The sequence below is a fragment of the Maribacter zhoushanensis genome, from assembly GCF_029350975.1.
Lineage (GTDB): Bacteria > Bacteroidota > Bacteroidia > Flavobacteriales > Flavobacteriaceae > Maribacter > Maribacter zhoushanensis.
In genome coordinates this window covers 60,041-79,424 of record NZ_JARKMR010000005.1, presented here as the reverse complement: position 1 = coordinate 79,424, position 19,384 = coordinate 60,041, and the positions used below count along the sequence as shown (strand labels likewise).

Here is a 19,384-nt window from a genome sequence, read left to right as displayed (position 1 = left end):
ATAATTCAAAATAACAGGAAATCTTTTAGGTATGATATGAGTAATATCATGCTTTATAAAATCAACCTATAAATCTCAATTATCTATTACTTATGCAGTCTTTTGAGATATAGTCAATCAAATATTGAACAAAAAAAACCGAGATTTTCATCTCGGTTTTTCATATATTATTTTAAAGCTTTTCTAAGTTTTGCTTTCTTGCTCTTCAGTCTTTTGACCGACGCGCTCAACTTACTTTTCACTTTTTTTATTTCGCTTTTCTTAGCATTTTTCTTTTTCGCTTTTTTCAGTTTGTTTTTAAGACTTTCTACTTTCTTTGCTGATTTAGTTACCTGTTTAATCTCTGCTTTCATCTTTTTAGTTAATTTATATGTACTTGACTTATACTTTATATTTTTTCGTTTCTTCTTTTTAGAAGTGCTCTTTTTCTTAGCATTCTTCTTTTTTGTTTTTTCAGGCAGTATTTCAGCATCTAAATCTGCTTCTAAATTCTGGATTGCATCAACTATTGTTACACCTTGTTCCTGAACTACAGTGCTTTCTTGTGATAATGATTGTTCATCCGCTAACACATTATCATTATTTTCTTCAACCATCTTTATTTTTATAAAAGGTGTATTAACCTATTTGGGTTGATCAAATTCAACCTAAAATTTAAATTAGTCATTTTTCTTTTATTTCATGCAAATAATTGTCTTATGACTTAAAAATGAGGTTGTTCGGTTTATATCTTGGTTTTTAATCAAATTGACATCTTTTTACATTATTACTACAAATTCTACACTTTGTTAGTCTATACTTCATATGATTTTGGTCATTATTTTTTAAGGCTATGGATTATAACTTTATGCTATAATTAAAATGTTAAGAAATGAGCACTTTTAGAAACAGACCTAAAGACAACTACATTCATGAAGCAGACTGGAAATCTCTTTATGTATTGACGGAACATTGGAAATCTGATATGGCTTTTTACAATGAAGATTTAAAGTTCCTACATCACTTAATAGATAAATACTTTATGTGGATTTCTAAGAAAGATAATATTGATATGGTGCGTGAAATAGAAGTAAGCCTTATTGATACGGATAAGAAGTGCGATTCATTGGTAAAACGAATTGATACCCACTTGCATCATTTGGCAGAATTAATAGATAACCCATTTGCGTATGATTCTCATACTTTTAGAACAGAACATGAGCAACTTGAAGATGAAATCGCAGTTTTTGTAAAACAATTTAGAACGAACAGAAAAGAAGTTTTCGCTATCACCGAACATGTAATTGATGGTGAAGAAATGATAAAACGATTAGGTATTACAAGAGTATAAATTCCAAACTATTTGCTTATTAAAACTCAAAGCTTTTCTACTATGAAAAAAGTTATTATTCCAACAGATTTTTCTTTAAACGCTCAAAAAGCAATTGATTACGCTCTTGATTTATTTAAGAATGAAACATGCACATTTTACATTCTTCATGGCTACCATAACGCGCCTTCTTCAGAAATGTCTAAATCTGCCACTCAAAAATCTTTAGATATTTTAATTAAAAGTTTAGAGCTGCAAAATGAAGATCAAGACTTCTATTTTGAAGGAATTTTAAAAACCGAATCGGTTATAAATTTGACTAACCATACCCAAAATATCATAAATGCCGATTTTGTTATAATTGGTACTAAAGGATCTTCTGCTCTCAGTCAAATTTTTATTGGTAGCAATGCTTTAGATCTTATTGAGCATCTAGAAAATTCTGCTTTAATAGTTGTTCCTCCAGAATATAAGAACTCTAGTGCAAAGGAAATTGTATTAGCAACCGATTATAAGCATACGTTTACTAATGCCGAGTTATCTCCTGTTTTAAAAATGGTTAACTTAAAAGAAACTACATTAAACATTGCGCATGTTAAAACTGAAGAAACTTTAAGCAATGAACAAATCTCGAACAAAGAATTATTAAAAAGTGAATTAAAAAAAACTAAACATCATTTTTTTGAGATTGAACTACAAGACAATGTGGCGTACACACTTTATCAAATCGAAAAGGAAAACCAGAATATTGATACCATGGTAATTTTAAAAACAAAACATGGTTTTTTTAAACAACTTTTAAGAGAGAATATCATTAAAAATTTAAGTGCTAAAATAAAAATTCCATTATTGGTTCTACCACAAGTAAATAATTAAAATAAAAATATGAAACAGTTACATAAAGTATTAAATGAAATTACCCAGCTTACTAGCAATATAGAAACTAACTACCCAGAACTATACCGTTCCTTAGACGAAAATCCAATGACCCTGCCTGTTAGTCAACACCCGCATATGGACAAGGTAGTCATGCAAGAATACCTAGAAAGCTTAAAACAAATGTTACATCATTATTTGGAAGAACATAAAGCTGAAAACTAAAATTTTCAACACACAGAACTATAAACCTAATGGCCATATTAAGAATTTCAACTCAGAAAGAAATAAAGAGGTACACCACTTTATTCAATGTACTTGTTAAATATGGCTTTGAAGATGTGTTATCACATAGTCCAATTCTTAAATTAATTCCTAAAAAGTATCTGGACAACCACCCAGATACTCAGAAAAATTTATCTTTTTCTAAATACGAACGTATTAGAATGGTTCTTGAAGAATTAGGACCTACCTACATAAAACTGGGACAAATATTCAGTACCCGAGAAGACATGCTACCGCTAGAGCTTATAGAAGAACTAGAGAAACTGCAGGATCATGTTCCCAAACTTAAAGACTTTGATGTATTACATACTGTTGAGCAAGAATTAGGTATTGAAAAATTCGGGTATTTTGCCACCATTAAATTAGAACCTTTAGCGGCAGCATCTTTGGCGCAGGTACACCAAGCTCAACTGGTAAATGGTGAAGATGTCATTTTAAAAATACAGAGACCACATATTACAGAAGTCATTGAAGCAGATCTAATGGTCATGAAGCAGGTTGCCGATAGTCTTGAGAAATATAGTACGCAGGCGCAAGCTTTTCAGCCAATTCGTATTATTGAATCTTTTGAACGTAGCATTAATGAAGAACTACAGTTTGCGAGAGAAATAGGCAATACCGAACGTTTTGCCCTAAATTTTGCTGACAATCAAAATATTCACGTACCTGAAATTTATAAGGAACTCTCTACAGATAAGATTATTTGTATGGAACTTATAGACGGTATAAAAGTTTCTAATATTGAAGCACTTACAAAAGCAAACATAAACCCAAAAGCAATTGCAAAAATTGGTGTTGACCTATATATAGAACAGATTTTAGATTACGGATTTTTTCACGCAGACCCACACCCGGGTAACATTTTTATAATTCCGGAAACAGAAAAAATATGTTTTTTAGATTTTGGAATGATGGGTACCATTCTACCCAATGAAAAAGAATATATAAACGACTTATTACTGTATTTTCTCAGCAAAGACGTTAAAAAGATAATTACACTCTTAGAAAACATTGCTATAAGAACTAATATACCCGATTATAAAAAACTAGAACAAGACCTCTATCAATTACTTGAAGGTGTAAGTAATACTGCCATACAGAACATTAAACTGGGCGATACCTTGTCTCAGTTTAAAGTTGTCCTATACGAGAATCAAATTATAATTCCCCATTATCTATATATGATGATAAGAGGTATTGTTCTTATTGAAGGGGTTGGGTTAAAACTAGATCCTGAATTTAATATCACTGAAAATCTAGAGCCTTATACCGCAAAAATCTTACAAAGAAGGTTTAGCTTAAAATACCTGTTTAAAAAGAACCTTAACCGCATAAAAGATATCAACGCGTTAGTTGACACCTTGCCAGATGATATCAATACTATCTTAAAAAAAATTAAGGAAGGTAAGTTAGAAATCGTGCATGAACATAAAGGTCTTAAAGAGTTTCAAACTGCAACTAGCAAGGCTGTAAATCGCTTAGTCTTTGCCGTTATCATCGCAGCACTTTCCATTGGATCATCTTTATTGGTCATGGCTAAAATGCCGCCATTAATTAACGGCGTTCCTCTTTTAGGTGCAATAGGGTTTGTATTGTCTGCAATTCTTGGGTTTTATATCATAATTTCCATCTTTAGAAATGATCAATTTTAAGTATTTAATATATGGATGAAGTTGAAAATATCACCAAGTATTTGAATCCTTATATCTTAGGGGTACTCATTAGTTTGGGTATTGGTCTAATTCTAGGACTAGAGAGAGAATATAATAACTTAAAGGAAGATAAAGGGTTTGCCGGTATACGTGCTTTCCCCATTGTAGCCATTTTAGGTTTCACCCTTGGCAGCCTTACTGAAATCTACTCTACCTGGTTGCCCATTATTGGTCTAGGTACTTTCATTTTCTTTTTAGGCTTCAATCATTTATATAAAGAAATTGTAGAATATGAGCGTAGTTTCACTACCAACATCGCATTGATTGCAACTTTGGTTTTAGGGCTAATGGTTTCTGCAGATTATTATAGAAATGCAGTCGCTACGGCAGTGATTATAGTCACCTTACTATCTCTAAAGACTCGTTTTCATACTGTTATAAGAAATATTACATCTGACGAGCTTTTCGGATTGATAAAATTTTCAATTATAGCTTTATTGATTCTACCTTTTTTACCGAATAATAATTACGGTCCTAATGAATTGATTAATCCGTTTGAGATTGGATCCATCATCGTTATTGTATCTTTTTTAAATTTCATAGGCTATTTTCTGGTCAAATTTGTTGGCTCTAAAAAAGGTATCTTATTAACCGCAATTCTGGGTGGTCTAATTTCAAGTACTGCGGTAACTTGGAGCTATGCTTCGCGTAGTGTAGAATCTCCTGAACTTTCTAGAAAATATGCTGCAGGTATAATAATAGCATCGGCAATAATGTTTCCAAGGCTAGCCTTGTTGGTCTATATTTTCAATACCGCACTTTTTAAATATGTAGCCATACCTTTTGCCATATTTTCAATTCTATGCCTTACAGTTTCCCTTCTATTAATTAGAGAAGATACCAATAAGCCCGACACAAATATTAAGCTAGGCAACCCTATGAATTTACTTAATGCCATTTGGTTTGGTGTAATTTATGTGGTCATACTTTTTGCCGTTTTTTACAGTAATAAATTTTTCGGTGAGAGTGGTCTATACTACTCTGCGTTAATTGCCGGATTAGCAGATACGGATGCTATCACCATAAGCTTGGCAAAATTTGCTTCTGATGCAGAAAAAATTAAACTGGCATCATCTGTTATAGTTACCGCAGTAATGAGTAATATGCTTGTTAAATTGGGCATTTCGGTATTCAAAGGTTCTAAAATTACGGGCAAATTAGTAGGCTATACTTTCGTTGGCATTATTGTCATTGGTATTTTATACGCTGTAATCGCTAGATAACATCGTTCTACTAAGTTCTAAAAATAATCACAAAAGCTACTATTGTCGCCTGTAGTAACTTCTAGAAAATCATTATTCAGAATCCATTAAATTAATATTACTTTCAAAATTGTTTCAAAAGTTTTGAGTCTAGTTTACGACTTAAAACTTATCTGAATATAATTATTGAATGAATTTTATTAAAACAACTTGGAGCAGATTCAAATCACTTTTTCAACAAGGACTTACTCCTAGGCAATTGTCATTAAGTATTACTGTTGCAATTGTAGTTTCTCTGTTTCCAATTTTTGGCATTTCAACAATAGTTCTCACCGCACTTGCTGTTAAATACAAATTAAACCTCCCTATAATGATTGTATTAAGTTATGTGGTTGAGCCTATGAAGGCTTTTCTTTTTATTCCTTTTATCAATATTGGCGAAACACTTTTTGGAACGGAACATACTTTGTTAACTTTTAAAGCGATAAAAGCAAGTTATGATCTTAGTTTTTGGAAAACACTAAATTCTCTTTCATATGAATTAGTCTGTGGTTTTGTGGGTTGGGCCTTAACTATAATACCCACTTCTATATTTTTTTATTTTTTATTGAAAGAATTGTTAAAATTATTCGTCAAAGATTCTAAATCAACCACATGAGTACAAAAACAACTATTCAATTTTTAGGCTATTTAGGATTAATAGGATCTATTCTGGTAGGGATGGGAGAATATTTACTCCACTACTCTACTAATATTTTGGGTCATTCAGAAAATTATGAATTCTTTGCTTTTGTAGACTTAGATCATATGTCTTTAGGTCATTTTTTAGCAGTCATTGGTCTACCCTTTTACTTTGCTGGCTATATTCATATATATCTAATGTTGAGATCGGGCAATGAAACATTAGCCAGAATGGTACTCGCAATTGGTTTTATCGCTTTTGCCGTTGGGGGAATATGGATTGGCTCTCGCTCTTCAATAGGCAACATTGTACATCTTAAAAATGTAATGTCCCCAGAAGTATATAAAGATTTACTAGCCCATTATACAAATCATATGGAAGTATTAGTGCAAGCGCTAAGAGTCATAGTTGCGTTACTATCCATTGTTTTTATTGTTGCTATACTTAAAGGCGGTACTTACTATAAAAAATGGATGGCAATTTTTAGTCCAATTGTAATATTAATTGTCGTAGCCCTAGTTGGTTTAGCTATTCCTGCTATTGGTCAGCATACTTTACCAATTCTTATGAATATTACTCATTTTATACTTTTTAGCTTATCGCTATACCAATTAAATAATCTTCTAAAACCTTTACATAATGATTAAAAAAATACTTAAAATAATAGGTATAATCCTATTAACAATGATACTCTTAGTATTTTTTAGATTTTGGCGTGATGCAGTTTCTGATAAATACGATGTTAGTATTGAATCAGATAAAATACCTGAATTTTCAAGTGTACCCTTAGATTGTATTCATAAATACACTGGTGACAAATCACTTCCTTTAGCTCCGTCTGCCCTTATTGACATTAATAATGACAACATTGATGAAGTATTTTTTGGTGGTGGAATGGACCAAGAAGATGCCATTTATGCATATCGTAATAATGAATTTGTACTGATTTCAGATGAAGTTGGCTTACCTAAAAAAGGAAACACTACTACCTCATTAGGTGTTGTATCCGGAGATATGGACAATAATGGCTTTACAGATTTAATTATTGGTAGAGAAGATGGTCTTCGAATTTACTATAATGATGGAAAAACATTTACAGAAACAGTCGTTAATACTCCGGTAAATAAAAAGTCGTCCCCTGCAGGAATCACTCTTGGTGATATTGATAAGGACGGCGATTTAGATATTTTCTTAGCCACATACCTCCATAAAGAATTGATGGAGGGTCAAAATATATTTGAACGCTATGACTATGGATCTACAAGCGAGTTATTATTGAACAACGGTGATAATTCTTTTAAGAGTATTACAAAAGCTGCCGGTTTAGACTATATACACAACACTTTTCAAGGAGTTCTTGTAGATATTGACAATGATTCATGGCTAGATCTAGTTGTAGTGCATGATACTGGCGAAGCTAGAACCTACAAAAACAATGGCGATTTAACTTTTACAATGAAATCTAACCCGTTAACTGGCAAGTTTGCCTACCCTATGGGGCTAGCTGTTGGTGATTATAATAATGACGGATTGGTTGATTTTATGTTCTCAAATGTTGGTACAACTGCTCCAAATTTTATGGCAAGTGGAGATATTAAGGATAAATCTCTTTTTAATGATAAATGGATTTTATTCAAGAATGAAGGTAACTTTCGATTTACAGATGCCGCAGAAGAAGCTAAAATTGCTGATTATGAGTTTTCTTGGGGATGTACTTTTGCTGACATGAATAATGATGGCTTACAAGATTTAATGGTAGCAGAGAATTATGTGGATTTTCCTTTTAGCAAAATATTTAAACTACCAGGACGATTATTGATTCAAAAAGAAGACCACACCTTTGTTCCTACAGAAAAAGAAAGTGGTGTTGAAAATCCTTTTTACGGTATAACCGCACTTGTAAGCGATTTCAATGCGGATGGTCATTTGGATCTTATCTGGGCCAATCTAGATGGCCCGTCAAATGCTTTTATCAATAAAGGAAATAACAACAATTTTGTACAAGTAGATTTAGCAGATGCCGCAGAAGCTATGGGAGCAAAAGTTACCGTTGTTACACCAAACCAAACATATACAGATTGGCTGGTAACGGGTGAGGGATTAGCGAGTGATCAAACCGCATTGATACACTTTGGATTAGGACAAAATCAAAATATTAATAAAATAACGGTAACCTATTCAAATGGTAACAAAGACGAGATTATTGCACCTAAAATTAATTCGGTCGTAGATGTTATAAAAGAACGTAATCTACTAAAGGCAAACGATACATTAGTAACAAAATTGAAAACAAAATTATGATAGAATCTCTTAAAAAAATGTTCCATAAAAGACCGGACGAATTTGATATAACTCCTGAAGGAGTTTGCCCAAATTGTTGGGGTGACCAAGAATATGGAAATTTAGTTCGTGAAAAATATAAAGATTTACAGATTGAAGTAAACAATCACACTAGTAAACATGCCTTTATTCAAAATTTTGTAGTTACCCATTTAACAGGTATACAGCTAAAAAGTAAAATTAGCGGACTAGAGTGTCCTACTTGTCATATCACTCTTAAAAATGAGAACTAATATCAATCTATACTGGATTATAAATATTCTTTTCCTCATTGGTCTTTTTGGTGCGGGTAGCCTTGTTATTACAGAATTTACAACAGGTAATGGCTGCCCCAAGTTTGGGGCTGTGCCAGCCTGTTTAATTATCTTAATTTGTTTTATACTACCCTTTGTTTCGCATTTGTTTAAAAAGTGGAATCTTATCTACTTCATATTTACCGCTATTGCAGCACTAATTGCTTTAGTGGCTTCGATAATGCAGCTTGTTAATAAGGCAGAATGCCCTAAAACTGATTCTGGAATTCCTATGTGCTATATATCATTACTGATTTTTACATCACTTATCATCCTCAAAAAAATCCAACTTCAATACCCTAATAACAAGTAACTGTCCCACAAATTTTATCTGCTGTTTTTTGTTCCTACCACTTCTATAAAAAAGAGAAATTAATAGTATAGAAGTAAGTGTTAAAATGTATTTTTCAACATCTCTTTAATACTTTCTACAATCTAAATGCATTGCATAATTAGATAATGTATTACTTATAGAGCATTACCATACTGTATTTTAATTGTCGTGAAAACGTAACCTAAATACTACGTTACACAAACTATTTTCAAATAGAATCATTTATATTTGAGTACACTTGACGTAGTTGTTATTATCTTTTATTTAAAATATTAAACAACTGATATCGTTCAATTAAAAAGCCTTTATACAGCTTTATAAATTTCAAGTCAAAACATATATGAAAGATACCAAAGTAAGATGGCTACAGGACCTTAGAAGATTTGTAACACTTAAGAGCCAATTTATACTTTCTGGGAACACCAAAGACTTACAACTTATTGACAATGGTTTTGGCGGTTTCAACTGGCATAGGCTAGAAAATGCGATTGACATTGAACTTAAAAGTTTAGGGTATGAAGAGGTGTTATATTACAACCCGTTAGACGGATTTGACATTCCTTTTTTCACCGGTAACCCCAATGAGAAAAAAGCCCTTTTCAACAAGCTGAACATACCGCTAAGTAGTCCTACTAGTTTTAATAATCTTGATACTTTTAATAACGTTCTTCAATCTATAGTCAACTTCAAGGAAAGTCCTATTGCATTGATTGTAGATTTTGCATCGCAATTACTCATGAATCCTGAAAGTTTGGTAAAAGCGGAGCATGATACTTTTAGTCTTGCAAACGTACTTTCACAAACTACAAATACAAGACCACACGGCAATCCGCCTACCCCATTTTACAATTCGGTTATTTGGATCGTTGACAAAGAAGGTGATCTGCCAGATTGGATGGTGGTAAACAACCCCAAAATACGCCACATTCCCATAGAAAAACCAGACCACATTGTACGCAGAAGACTTGTAGATACGCTAATTAAAGGTTTTGGTAAACAAGATGAAGACGTAGATAAAATTGTTACCGATTTTGTAAATGAAACAGAAGGCCTACTACTTTTAGACCTTGTTGCAATTATAGAGCTTACAAGAGCAGAATCTATACCCATAACCCATATTGCCGATGCCGTACGTAGATATAAGATCGGGGTTACAGAAGACCCTTGGATCAATATAGACCGAGAGAAAATTGTGCAGGGAGAAACCTTTATTAAGACTCGAGTAAAAGGACAAAATCATTCTGTACAGCACATAATGGATATTGTCAAAAGAGCTATTACAGGTGTAGGTTCTTCCAAACGAAATAGTCGCCCTAGAGGTGTTGTATTTTTGGCAGGACCAACGGGAGTAGGTAAAACGGAATTGGCAAAAACATTGACCAGTTTACTTTTTGGCGATGAGAATGCTTACATCCGTTTTGATATGTCAGAGTTCAGTGCAGAGCATTCAGACCAGCGTCTTTTAGGTGCTCCTCCTGGGTATATAGGGTATGATGTTGGTGGTGAACTTACCAATGCGGTACGCGAAAAACCTTTTAGCGTTCTATTATTTGACGAGATTGAAAAAGCACATCCGCGTATACTGGATAAGTTTTTACAAATACTAGATGATGGTGTTCTCACCAGCGGTCGTGGCGATAAAGTTTATTTTTCTGAAACCCTCATTATATTCACCTCTAACCTAGGAATTTACAAGAAGACACCTACTGGTGGTCGTATTGCCCATACTTCTTATGAGGATTCTTTTGTTACCATACAAGAAAAAATTAAGTATGAAATTGAGAATTATTTCAAGTTTGAACTGAATAGGCCTGAACTTCTAAATCGTATTGGTGATAATATTATTGTTTTTGACTATATAAGACCACATGTTGGCGAGATGATTTTTGATATGATGCTTGATAACCATTTGAAAGCCATACAAAAACAACTGAACATCACCTTGAATATAGATGACTCCGTAAAAAACAGTCTAAAAGAATTAGCCTTAAAAGACCTAAGTAATGGTGGGCGTGGTATTAGAAATAAAATAGAATATCACTTCATTACCCCTATTTCACGTTCTCTTTTCAGTCTTGACCCTGCACCTAATGATAATTTAAAAGCTACTGCTATTACCGTAGACAGTACGGGCACAACAATTATTCTGCAAAAACAATAACCTATATGGATATACATATTTCTCGTGTGCACTATCCGGTTACAACATTAGGTCCTGGAAAACGTATAGGTATTTGGCTGCAAGGCTGTTCTATTCATTGTGAAGGTTGTATTTCTATAGATACTTGGCAATTTAATACCAACAAGGTATCCATGAACGACTTAAAGCAAGTTTTAAAAACATGGTTACCACAATGTGACGGAATTACCATCTCTGGCGGTGAACCTTTTGATCAAGAAAAACCTCTTACGGAGTTGCTTGTATTTTTAAATTCCTTTGATAAGAATATTTTGGTCTATAGCGGATATTCGTTTGATGTATTAAAAGAAAAAAAGCTAGTGCAAAACGGATTGATAGATGTATTAATATCTGAACCTTATGACCATACTCAAAGCCAGACCAAAAGACTTCTTGGTAGTGATAATCAAAAGGTTCACTTTCTAACATCGGTAGGTAAAAATGAATTCACTACATATCTAGAACATCCTATAGAGAAAAAATTAGACCTTCATATTACCCCAGAAACTATTTGGATGGCAGGCATACCCGTTGACGGAATGAATGAGATTACCCAAGCAAGTAAAGAGAATAATGTAACCCTAACGCACAGTCAAGCAGTGATCAAAAAGTAATAATTATGGAATTTGTAAGACTCTGCCCTGCTTGTAATAGTGAACGCCCTGTTCAAGAAATGTACTGCCAAAATACGGTCAATGATGCTACGTGTAGTTGGTTGCTCATGAACGTTACCCAAACACCAAAAGGCGGTAAGGTAGAAATTGAAAACACCCCTGTTGTACAGAACGCGCGTTACTGTACTAACGGACACGAAGTTCAGCCAAACGACTTTATGTGTATGGAATGTAGTGCAGATATTGAAACGCTAACTACTGCCCATGAAAATACCAATACCCAACAAATAGATGAATATCAAATTGTTAAAACTGTTAAAGCACAACGTACAACCAAAGAATGCTTTATAGTCAAAGACGCTGCAGACAAGGAGTACTTTCTAACCCTGTATTTTGAAAACAGTGAGCCGGACAAGGGTCTTTACAAAGTATTGGACAAAATGGATAGCGACCATATTGCCACACTTATAAAAACCGGTGAATGGAACGGTCGCTTTTTTGAAGTTTCTGAATGCATAGATGGTGGGTCTTTAGATAAATTGGGATATCTAGAGCTTGATAAAATAGAGAAATTAGTGGATGAAGTCGGTAGAGCTATACACGATTTTTCTGAGGCAGGTATTCGTCATCGCGATATTTGTCCTAAAAATCTTCTACTAAGAGATTCTGAAAATTTTGATGTGGTTATTATAGATTACAGTTCTGCACGTTTGTCAGATTATGATCTAGATACGGACACACCCATAGAACTTACTAGATATACCGCCCCAGAAGCCATTATAGGTGGTGTTAGTCCGGCTTCAGATTGGTGGAGTTTAGGTATGATTGTCTTAGAACATATTACAAAGGGAGAATTCTTTGAAAATATCAATGACAAAGCATTTATGATTCACCTGATCACTAGAGGCGTAGATATTCCGCCTACTATTGATGAGCGTATTTTGCATTTGCTTAAGGGTTTACTTTACAGAGACCCGGTAAAACGTTGGAATTGGGAACAGGTTGATAAATGGCTTAAAAATGAAAAGGTCTTAGCTCCTGTAGAACACCTTACAACGACTACGAAAAAAGAAAAGAAAATTACGCTGGGTTCTGAAAGTTATACCAATGTTGCATTCTTTGCTTTAGCTGCTGCCGAAGAAGAACATTGGGAAGAGGGCTTATCGCTTTTTAATTCTGGTTCTCTTGCCAGCTGGGTAAGTGAGGTTCTTGGTAACGACCAAAAATCTGCAGCTGTTCGTGATCTTAGAAATAAAGAGGATATTGCTTTAGAATGGTGCTACCCCCTAGCCTTAATGGTTTTAAATGAGGCATTGCCGCTTACTTGGCGAGGACAGATCGTAATCCCGGCATGGCTTATGGGAAATACGAAAGAAGCTATCAACCTTGTTGAAAGCCAAGTACCCGATTATTTAGCAAGTATTCAGCGAGAAAAATGGCTCATTCAGCTTAAGGAAAGAAAAGCGAACATTACGCGAAAAGCAAAAAACCAAGAAATTCAATTAGACAATGATAAGTTTTTAATTTACAGCCTAAGTTCTTCACGAGTAAAACTTAAATCTGAAATGGATTTCTTGCGTCGCCTTTATCCAGATGCACATAATGCCGGACTTTCAGATGTTATGAGTAATCTAAGGGTTCGTGAAGAAGATATGATACTTGTTTTAAGTGCCAGTCGAAATCAGTTTATTACATTGGAGGAGCTTATAAACAAAACAAAAAAACTTGCGAAAAAGCATGATCTAGAACTCAACGTACCTTTTTATGAAGCTTGTCTTATAAAGTATAGATTAGAAATCTTTGAGATGCTAAACAACCATTTAGAAGGTTTCTCTCGCTGTAATAATGAAGCGTTGGATAGATGGGCAGATCGTTTCAGAATTGAAAAGAGATTACCCATTATACCTTCTGTACTATGTCTATCTATTCCTAAAAACAGATGGGTAGCACCGCCCAAACATGAATATGGTTCTAGCTTATTACGTCATTTTGAGAAAAAAGTGGTGTACGCATCCTCTAGAGGTCCGTTAGTTAGGTTGATTATATCAAAACACTCGGCTCGTATTGACGTTAATGAACTTGGCACTAGCTTAAAATCTACTGAAAAGCTTGTACAAAATATTCTTAAAAGATCTACAGGTACGGAAAATGTAGACCCCTTGGCTTTCAATAAAAATGCACTGTTAGCAAGACGAACGAGAAGAATGTTGCTTAAAGCTGCCAATTTTAAGCGCGATACAGGTTTAGATTCGTTATTTATGGGGTTTCCGTTTTTGATAGCCCAACAGAAAATGACCCACAGGCCACGTATCATGCCTATTCTATTATGGCCAGTTCATTTAGACTTTAGTTCTAGAGCAACTACATCGTTAAAAATAAGTTTTGATTATGCGCAAGGGGAAATAAGGTTGAACCCTGCTCTTGCAAATACATTAGATCCTGATAGTTATAAAAAATTAGAGAAAATAAGCCGTGAGATTCTGGGTAGACAATCGTTGCATTGTTCTGAAATAATTGATGCGTTTAGCGCATGTTTTCCTGCAAAAACAAACGAACTCATTGCACACCCTAGTGTTAATTTCAGTAGAGATGAAATTGGAACAGAGCTGCATCCATCTGCGGTATTTTTCAATGCAAATTTTACGGGTCAGGCCATTAGTGAAGACTTACGTCTTTTACAAAAATTACCGCACACTGGTTCATCAATGGAACCTATCTTAAAAATTTCTGAACCTGAAATAACTACCCAAGTAGAAGAAAGTACAGAAAATGGTCGGTATACCACAATGGCAATTGATCCTTCTCAAGATAACGCTGTTCTAAAAAGTAGATCAGCGCCAGGCATCGTTATCGAAGGTCCACCAGGTACAGGGAAAAGTCAAACCATTGTCAATATTATTTCAGATTGTATTGGTAGAAACGAAAAAGTGTTGGTCATTTCTCAAAAGAGAGCTGCAATACAAGTTATTTTAAAAAGATTACAAGCAGTTGGCTTAGATAAAAGAGCCTTGCTTATTACAGATTTAATACGTGATCGCCAACCAATCATACAAGGTATACGAGAACAAATAGCACACTATTATTCTCAACCTTACAATCAACACAACTTAGATAATCTTATTCAAAAACGCGAAGATCTCGGAAAAAAAATAGATCGAATAGAAGCTAATCTTGATGTATTATCTCATCAGATTCATCTTGAAGACGATACTTCTGGGTTGAGCTATAGAAATGTGCTATCAGAATTGATTGCTATTACTTCGAAAGAATACCTAGAAGTACCTGAACTGAGAATGCTTTTTGAAGATAGCACCAGAGACAAGCTTAACATACATATTGAAGAAATAAGTAGCTTAATAACAGATTGGGTACCCTCTAAGTATGAAGGTAATAATCTTCAAAACCTTCAAGTAACTTCGTTTGATAGTACTACTGAAACAGTATTGACCAAAGACCTGTACGCGTTCTATGAAACTGAAAAAATACGTGTAGACTTTATTAAAGAGTCTACCGGAAAACTAGACACCGTTAATGCGGAACATTATAGTCAATGGTTAGCTTCGCATAAAAATGTGTTGATTAACGTATCAAAATCACAAGCTTCTCAAAGTCAACTTTGGCTAGATCTTCTTTATGATGAATTTGATAACCGCTCTATTGGTGAAGATATTCATGACAAGCTTAGTCAACTATTAGAACAAGTAGAGCAGCTTATCTCTAACTATAAAGATGATAGATTTGCTCATTATTTCGATACATTAGACGATGATAAAGTATTGAAATTAAATAAGGTCTGTACTAGTTATTTAAGTACCTCTGGTTTAAAAATTATGAATCCTTTTTATTGGATATATAAAGCTCGGCTTAAAAAAATAACGAATGAGCATCACCTTCAATTAAATGAAAATACCGTTAAAGAATTACAAGCTGCAGTACACCTTGAAAATAATTTTAGAGCGTACCGGAATGAATACGCTCAAAATCTTGTAAAATTAAAGACTAATTCTCTCGAAATAAATGAACCGAGACGATTGGCTGTGGACATAAAATCAACGACTCGAGATTTATCAAAAGCAATTTCACTGGTAAGTACCTTACGTAGCTGTCCTGCAAAAGATGAAGCAAGAGCAATACTTGAAACGGGTGATGAGAATGCCTTTGAAGAGTTCTCTATTGCCTTAGAAAATGCAAGCACACGCCATCAAAACAGACAACAATCTCTAGAGAAGTTACAGGTGCTTGAAAAATGGTTGACACCTAATGCGGTCTCTAATTTTAATCATGCTATAGAACATAATTACAGAGACTTAGACCCTATTACATCGATCATTGCTGATATGGAAAATTTTGTCGCTTATCAAAAATTTAGAATACGTTTTAACGATAGTCCGGCTCAAAATGAACTTATTGAAATCTTTGCTATTCTTAGAAACTATGAACAAGAACTTTCTAATTTCCCTAAAGAAAAATGGTCTGTTGTAATAGGTACTTCGCTTCATCGTGAAGGATTGTTGGCTTGGAAGCAGCGTATTGAAAAAACGTATCCCTCAATGCTTATGGCAGAGAGTGAAGTGATAAATAAGATTGGTGATTTAGAAAAAAATCTAAAATCGATGAAAACGCTCAATAGAAATATTTTAGCACTCAACTTCAATTTTGACAAAATAGATTCTCAATCAGCATGGAATGGCATTACGAGATTAAGAGGTAAGAATTATAAAAAACTCCGTGAATTTATAACAGAAGGCGAACCATTAGGATTACTTGAACTAAGACCCGTTTGGCTTATGAATCCTGAGGTGGTTTCTCAAGCATTACCCTTACAGTCCGGTATGTTCGATGTTGTAATTTTTGACGAGGCATCGCAAATGTTAGTGGATCATGCAATACCTGCATTGTATAGAGGTAAACGGGTAATTATAAGCGGAGACGAAAAACAAATGCCTCCCACAGGATTTTTTACCAAGAAGGTAGAAGACGACGATGATGATACGGATCAGTCAGAACTTGACGAAGATCACTCTGAAGAAGAGCTTGTAAATTATGAAGATGCGTGGAATAAAAAAGAGGTAAAAGACAGTCCGGATCTACTGTCCTTGGCAAAAACAGTCTTGCCTACCACTACCCTACAAATACATTATCGTTCGCAATACAAGGCACTTATCAATTATTCTAATTACGCATTCTATGACGGTATGTTACATATTCCTGCATATCATCCAAAGGAAGAAATTACTGCTGTAAAACCTATAGAAGTACTTCGTGTTAATGGAATTTATGACGAACAGACCAATAGAGACGAAGCGGATACATTAATTGCTTATTTAGCTAAACATTGGACACTTCCTGAAGATGAGAGACTGAGTACGGGTATTGTTACCTTCAATAAAAAACAAGCAGAACTTATTGAAGATATCATTGAACAACATGCCGTAGAAGATGGTACGTTTGGTAGAGCCCTTACCATTGCTCGTAATAAGCAGCAAGATGGAGAAGACATGGGCTTCTTTGTTAAAAATGTAGAAAATGTTCAAGGTGATGAGCGAGATATGATCTTATTCAGTACTACTTTTGGTATTAACACCTTAGGTTCATTTCGTAGAAATTTCGGAGCGTTAGGTCATCGCGGTGGCGAACGTCGACTTAATGTAGCCATCACTAGAGCTCGGAATAAAGTAGTTATTGCAACCTCTATGCCTACACAAGCAATATCTGATATTTTATCTACAGGAAGATTGGCATCTAAACCTAGAGATTATATACAAACGTATCTCAATTATGCAGAAATACACTCTAATAATCAAATTGAGATGGCTACCAAAACCTTACGCCTTTTATCTACTAGCGATCAACAGCAAATAGCTAAGATCAGAAATGACGGATTCAAAAATATCGTTAAAGCCTATGTGGAGAGTTTGGGTTATGAGACTGTAGAAAACAGTGATAATTCTGTATTCTATATGGATCTTGCCATTAAAGATAAACAACAAGGTCATTTTGTATTAGGTATAGAATGTGATGCACCTTATAATATGCTTTTAAAACAGGCTCGTTATAGAGAATTATGGCGCCCAAAAGTATTAAAGAGATCTATTCCACATATACACCGAACAACATCATACCAGTGGCTTGAGAATACTCAAGAGGAACAGTTAAAACTCAAAAACGCCATAGAAATGGCACTAATACAACATTAATGAGCGGACCTAAAGTAGTACGTATTGTTACACAACAAGAACGTCAAATCATAAAAGATCGATGGCTCTCACAACTTGCATATGCCTTAAAACGAACTGAAGATTATGCTAGAAATAATAATCTATTAGATATAGATTTGGAGAAAGGCTTAGCAGAAACCTATGGACATTTTGCCAAATTAACCATTGATGATTACCTGCAAATTGAGCAAGAAGTACCACAACAAATTGAATACTTAAATGCTGAACTAAAGAAATTACAAAAAAAAGTAGCCAGCGAGCGCACCACAGATTGGGATAGTTTTAAACATCTAAAAAGTACCCATAACGAGTTGAAAGCACTATCAATAGAAAATAATATTGCTATTGAACCTTTTAACGCTCCGAGTATTATTACAAAAAGTCACCTTGCCACATATAAATCGCAAATAGATAATTTATACGAATTACTACAAAAATCTATCTCTAAGGTTGATGAGTTATCTGAAGAACAATTAGATATGCAGCAACGTTTGTCGCAAGGCGATAGTATGTTATCAGTTACTGCATGGAAAGCAAAGTTACCGGAAACCAAGTCACGCTTGAAAAAACTAGAAGATACACTCAAAGAAATGTACGTACACGAGATGTCTCAAGATAAAATACAGGCATTAATAGACCGCTGTGGTTTGCTTGATTCAAGCGAAGCAAAATATGAGGTTCAGTTGGATTCTCTAATCATTGACGCTGCAGATTTCACTAAAAATGAACTTGCACTCAGAGAAGCTCGAGAAGATTTAAGTAATAGCTTATTACTCATAGAAACACTAGGCGAAGACTTTAAATTTATGGCACAGTGGAGAGAGAAACTCGAAAATTCGTCACTTAAAGATTTGTTAGAAACGGCCGCAAAAGCTCGTGAATTTTATAAGAATACTTCAGAAAACCGTATCGCCGAAGCAAGAAGAAAAGCAATAAAATCTGCACTTGAAAAAGCAGGTTATACCATAAACGAAACTATGCAAACTGCATGGGTAGAAGATGGTCGCCTGGTCGTAAAAAAGGAGTCAAATTCACTTTACGGAGTTGAAATTATGAGTCCAACAAACCTCAGCCGAATACAAGCACGTGTTGTAGCTGACGAAAACCGCAGTAACGAAAGGTCACCGAGTCTTGATAAAAATGAAGAAGAAACATGGTGCGATAACATTGACCATATAAGAACCTTATTGGCTGATGAAGATCTTGAAATTATTATTGATAAGATGGAGGAGCCTGGAGCAATACCACTTAAAGAAGTACCATTAAACAGTGGTTATGCTGCACGTAGTCAGAACGTTGAAAAGAAACGACGTAATTAAGGTATTAGCTATATCATAGAT

At 34.4% G+C, this 19,384-nt stretch carries 15 protein-coding genes; 14 read left to right on the top strand and 1 reads right to left on the bottom strand.

What is annotated here, in order from left to right:
- Window positions 1–167: 167 nt before the first annotated feature.
- Window positions 168–596 carry a hypothetical protein gene (locus PXD56_RS15210; protein WP_276494199.1) on the bottom strand — a complete coding sequence of 143 codons (429 nt, stop codon included), beginning with the start codon at window positions 594–596 and terminating at the stop codon, window positions 168–170.
- A gap of 275 nt (window positions 597–871) precedes the next feature.
- Here PXD56_RS15210 and PXD56_RS15205 point away from each other — a divergent pair, with 275 nt between their 5' ends.
- The 14 genes from PXD56_RS15205 to PXD56_RS15140 all read left to right on the top strand — a co-directional run bounded on the left by PXD56_RS15205 (window position 872) and on the right by PXD56_RS15140 (window position 19,363).
- Window positions 872–1,330, top strand: coding sequence for a hypothetical protein (locus tag PXD56_RS15205; RefSeq protein ID WP_276494198.1), 459 nt, complete (start codon window positions 872–874; stop codon window positions 1,328–1,330).
- Window positions 1,331–1,372: 42 nt separating this feature from the next.
- Window positions 1,373–2,185, top strand: coding sequence for a universal stress protein (locus tag PXD56_RS15200; protein ID WP_276494197.1), 813 nt, complete (start codon window positions 1,373–1,375; stop codon window positions 2,183–2,185).
- Between the two features lie 9 nt (window positions 2,186–2,194).
- On the top strand, window positions 2,195–2,410 hold the full coding sequence (locus PXD56_RS15195; RefSeq protein WP_276494196.1) for a hypothetical protein: 216 nt from the start codon (window positions 2,195–2,197) through the stop codon (window positions 2,408–2,410).
- Between the two features lie 29 nt (window positions 2,411–2,439).
- Window positions 2,440–4,122 (top strand): ABC1 kinase family protein, encoded by a 1,683-nt coding sequence (locus PXD56_RS15190; RefSeq protein ID WP_276494195.1) that lies wholly within the window; start codon window positions 2,440–2,442, stop codon window positions 4,120–4,122.
- 11 nt (window positions 4,123–4,133) lie between these two features.
- Window positions 4,134–5,405: an MgtC/SapB family protein gene (locus PXD56_RS15185; RefSeq protein ID WP_276494194.1), complete on the top strand. Its 1,272-nt coding sequence runs from the start codon at window positions 4,134–4,136 to the stop codon at window positions 5,403–5,405.
- A 169-nt stretch (window positions 5,406–5,574) separates the two neighbouring features.
- Entirely contained in the window at window positions 5,575–6,042 is a 468-nt protein-coding gene (locus PXD56_RS15180; RefSeq protein WP_276494193.1) for a DUF2062 domain-containing protein, read from the top strand.
- The gene (locus tag PXD56_RS15175; RefSeq protein ID WP_276494192.1) at window positions 6,039–6,713 is read left to right on the top strand and encodes a DUF6796 family protein; all 675 of its coding nucleotides are present in this window, start codon (window positions 6,039–6,041) and stop codon (window positions 6,711–6,713) included. Before PXD56_RS15180 ends, PXD56_RS15175 begins: the two co-directional genes overlap by 4 nt.
- Before the next feature lie 37 nt (window positions 6,714–6,750).
- The gene (locus PXD56_RS15170) at window positions 6,751–8,367 is read left to right on the top strand and encodes a CRTAC1 family protein (RefSeq protein ID WP_276494191.1); all 1,617 of its coding nucleotides are present in this window, start codon (window positions 6,751–6,753) and stop codon (window positions 8,365–8,367) included.
- A complete protein-coding gene (locus tag PXD56_RS15165) occupies window positions 8,364–8,639 on the top strand; it encodes a hypothetical protein (protein ID WP_276494190.1) in 276 nt (91 codons plus the stop codon). The genes PXD56_RS15170 and PXD56_RS15165 overlap by 4 nt, the downstream gene beginning before the upstream one ends.
- Window positions 8,629–9,012: a hypothetical protein gene (locus PXD56_RS15160; protein ID WP_276494189.1), complete on the top strand. Its 384-nt coding sequence runs from the start codon at window positions 8,629–8,631 to the stop codon at window positions 9,010–9,012. The genes PXD56_RS15165 and PXD56_RS15160 overlap by 11 nt, the downstream gene beginning before the upstream one ends.
- 361 nt (window positions 9,013–9,373) lie before the next feature.
- Window positions 9,374–11,194, top strand: a complete 1,821-nt coding sequence (locus tag PXD56_RS15155; RefSeq protein WP_276494188.1) for an AAA family ATPase — start codon at window positions 9,374–9,376, stop codon at window positions 11,192–11,194.
- A 5-nt stretch (window positions 11,195–11,199) separates the two neighbouring features.
- Window positions 11,200–11,826: a 4Fe-4S single cluster domain-containing protein gene (locus PXD56_RS15150; protein WP_276494187.1), complete on the top strand. Its 627-nt coding sequence runs from the start codon at window positions 11,200–11,202 to the stop codon at window positions 11,824–11,826.
- 5 nt (window positions 11,827–11,831) lie between these two features.
- Window positions 11,832–18,023, top strand: coding sequence for a protein kinase domain-containing protein (locus PXD56_RS15145; protein WP_276494186.1), 6,192 nt, complete (start codon window positions 11,832–11,834; stop codon window positions 18,021–18,023).
- Window positions 18,023–19,363 carry a hypothetical protein gene (locus PXD56_RS15140; protein WP_276494185.1) on the top strand — a complete coding sequence of 447 codons (1,341 nt, stop codon included), beginning with the start codon at window positions 18,023–18,025 and terminating at the stop codon, window positions 19,361–19,363. The genes PXD56_RS15145 and PXD56_RS15140 overlap by 1 nt, the downstream gene beginning before the upstream one ends.
- Window positions 19,364–19,384 lie beyond the last annotated feature (21 nt).

Coding starts and splice junctions, on each gene's coding strand:
- PXD56_RS15185 (WP_276494194.1), top strand. CDS start 4,134: ATGGATGAAGTTGAAAATATCACCAAGTATTTGAATCCTTATATCTTA.
- PXD56_RS15195 (WP_276494196.1), top strand. CDS start 2,195: ATGAAACAGTTACATAAAGTATTAAATGAAATTACCCAGCTTACTAGC.
- PXD56_RS15190 (WP_276494195.1), top strand. CDS start 2,440: ATGGCCATATTAAGAATTTCAACTCAGAAAGAAATAAAGAGGTACACC.
- PXD56_RS15210 (WP_276494199.1), bottom strand. CDS start 596: ATGGTTGAAGAAAATAATGATAATGTGTTAGCGGATGAACAATCATTA.
- PXD56_RS15160 (WP_276494189.1), top strand. CDS start 8,629: ATGAGAACTAATATCAATCTATACTGGATTATAAATATTCTTTTCCTC.
- PXD56_RS15145 (WP_276494186.1), top strand. CDS start 11,832: ATGGAATTTGTAAGACTCTGCCCTGCTTGTAATAGTGAACGCCCTGTT.
- PXD56_RS15205 (WP_276494198.1), top strand. CDS start 872: ATGAGCACTTTTAGAAACAGACCTAAAGACAACTACATTCATGAAGCA.
- PXD56_RS15175 (WP_276494192.1), top strand. CDS start 6,039: ATGAGTACAAAAACAACTATTCAATTTTTAGGCTATTTAGGATTAATA.
- PXD56_RS15180 (WP_276494193.1), top strand. CDS start 5,575: ATGAATTTTATTAAAACAACTTGGAGCAGATTCAAATCACTTTTTCAA.
- PXD56_RS15165 (WP_276494190.1), top strand. CDS start 8,364: ATGATAGAATCTCTTAAAAAAATGTTCCATAAAAGACCGGACGAATTT.
- PXD56_RS15140 (WP_276494185.1), top strand. CDS start 18,023: ATGAGCGGACCTAAAGTAGTACGTATTGTTACACAACAAGAACGTCAA.
- PXD56_RS15150 (WP_276494187.1), top strand. CDS start 11,200: ATGGATATACATATTTCTCGTGTGCACTATCCGGTTACAACATTAGGT.
- PXD56_RS15170 (WP_276494191.1), top strand. CDS start 6,751: ATGATACTCTTAGTATTTTTTAGATTTTGGCGTGATGCAGTTTCTGAT.
- PXD56_RS15155 (WP_276494188.1), top strand. CDS start 9,374: ATGAAAGATACCAAAGTAAGATGGCTACAGGACCTTAGAAGATTTGTA.
- PXD56_RS15200 (WP_276494197.1), top strand. CDS start 1,373: ATGAAAAAAGTTATTATTCCAACAGATTTTTCTTTAAACGCTCAAAAA.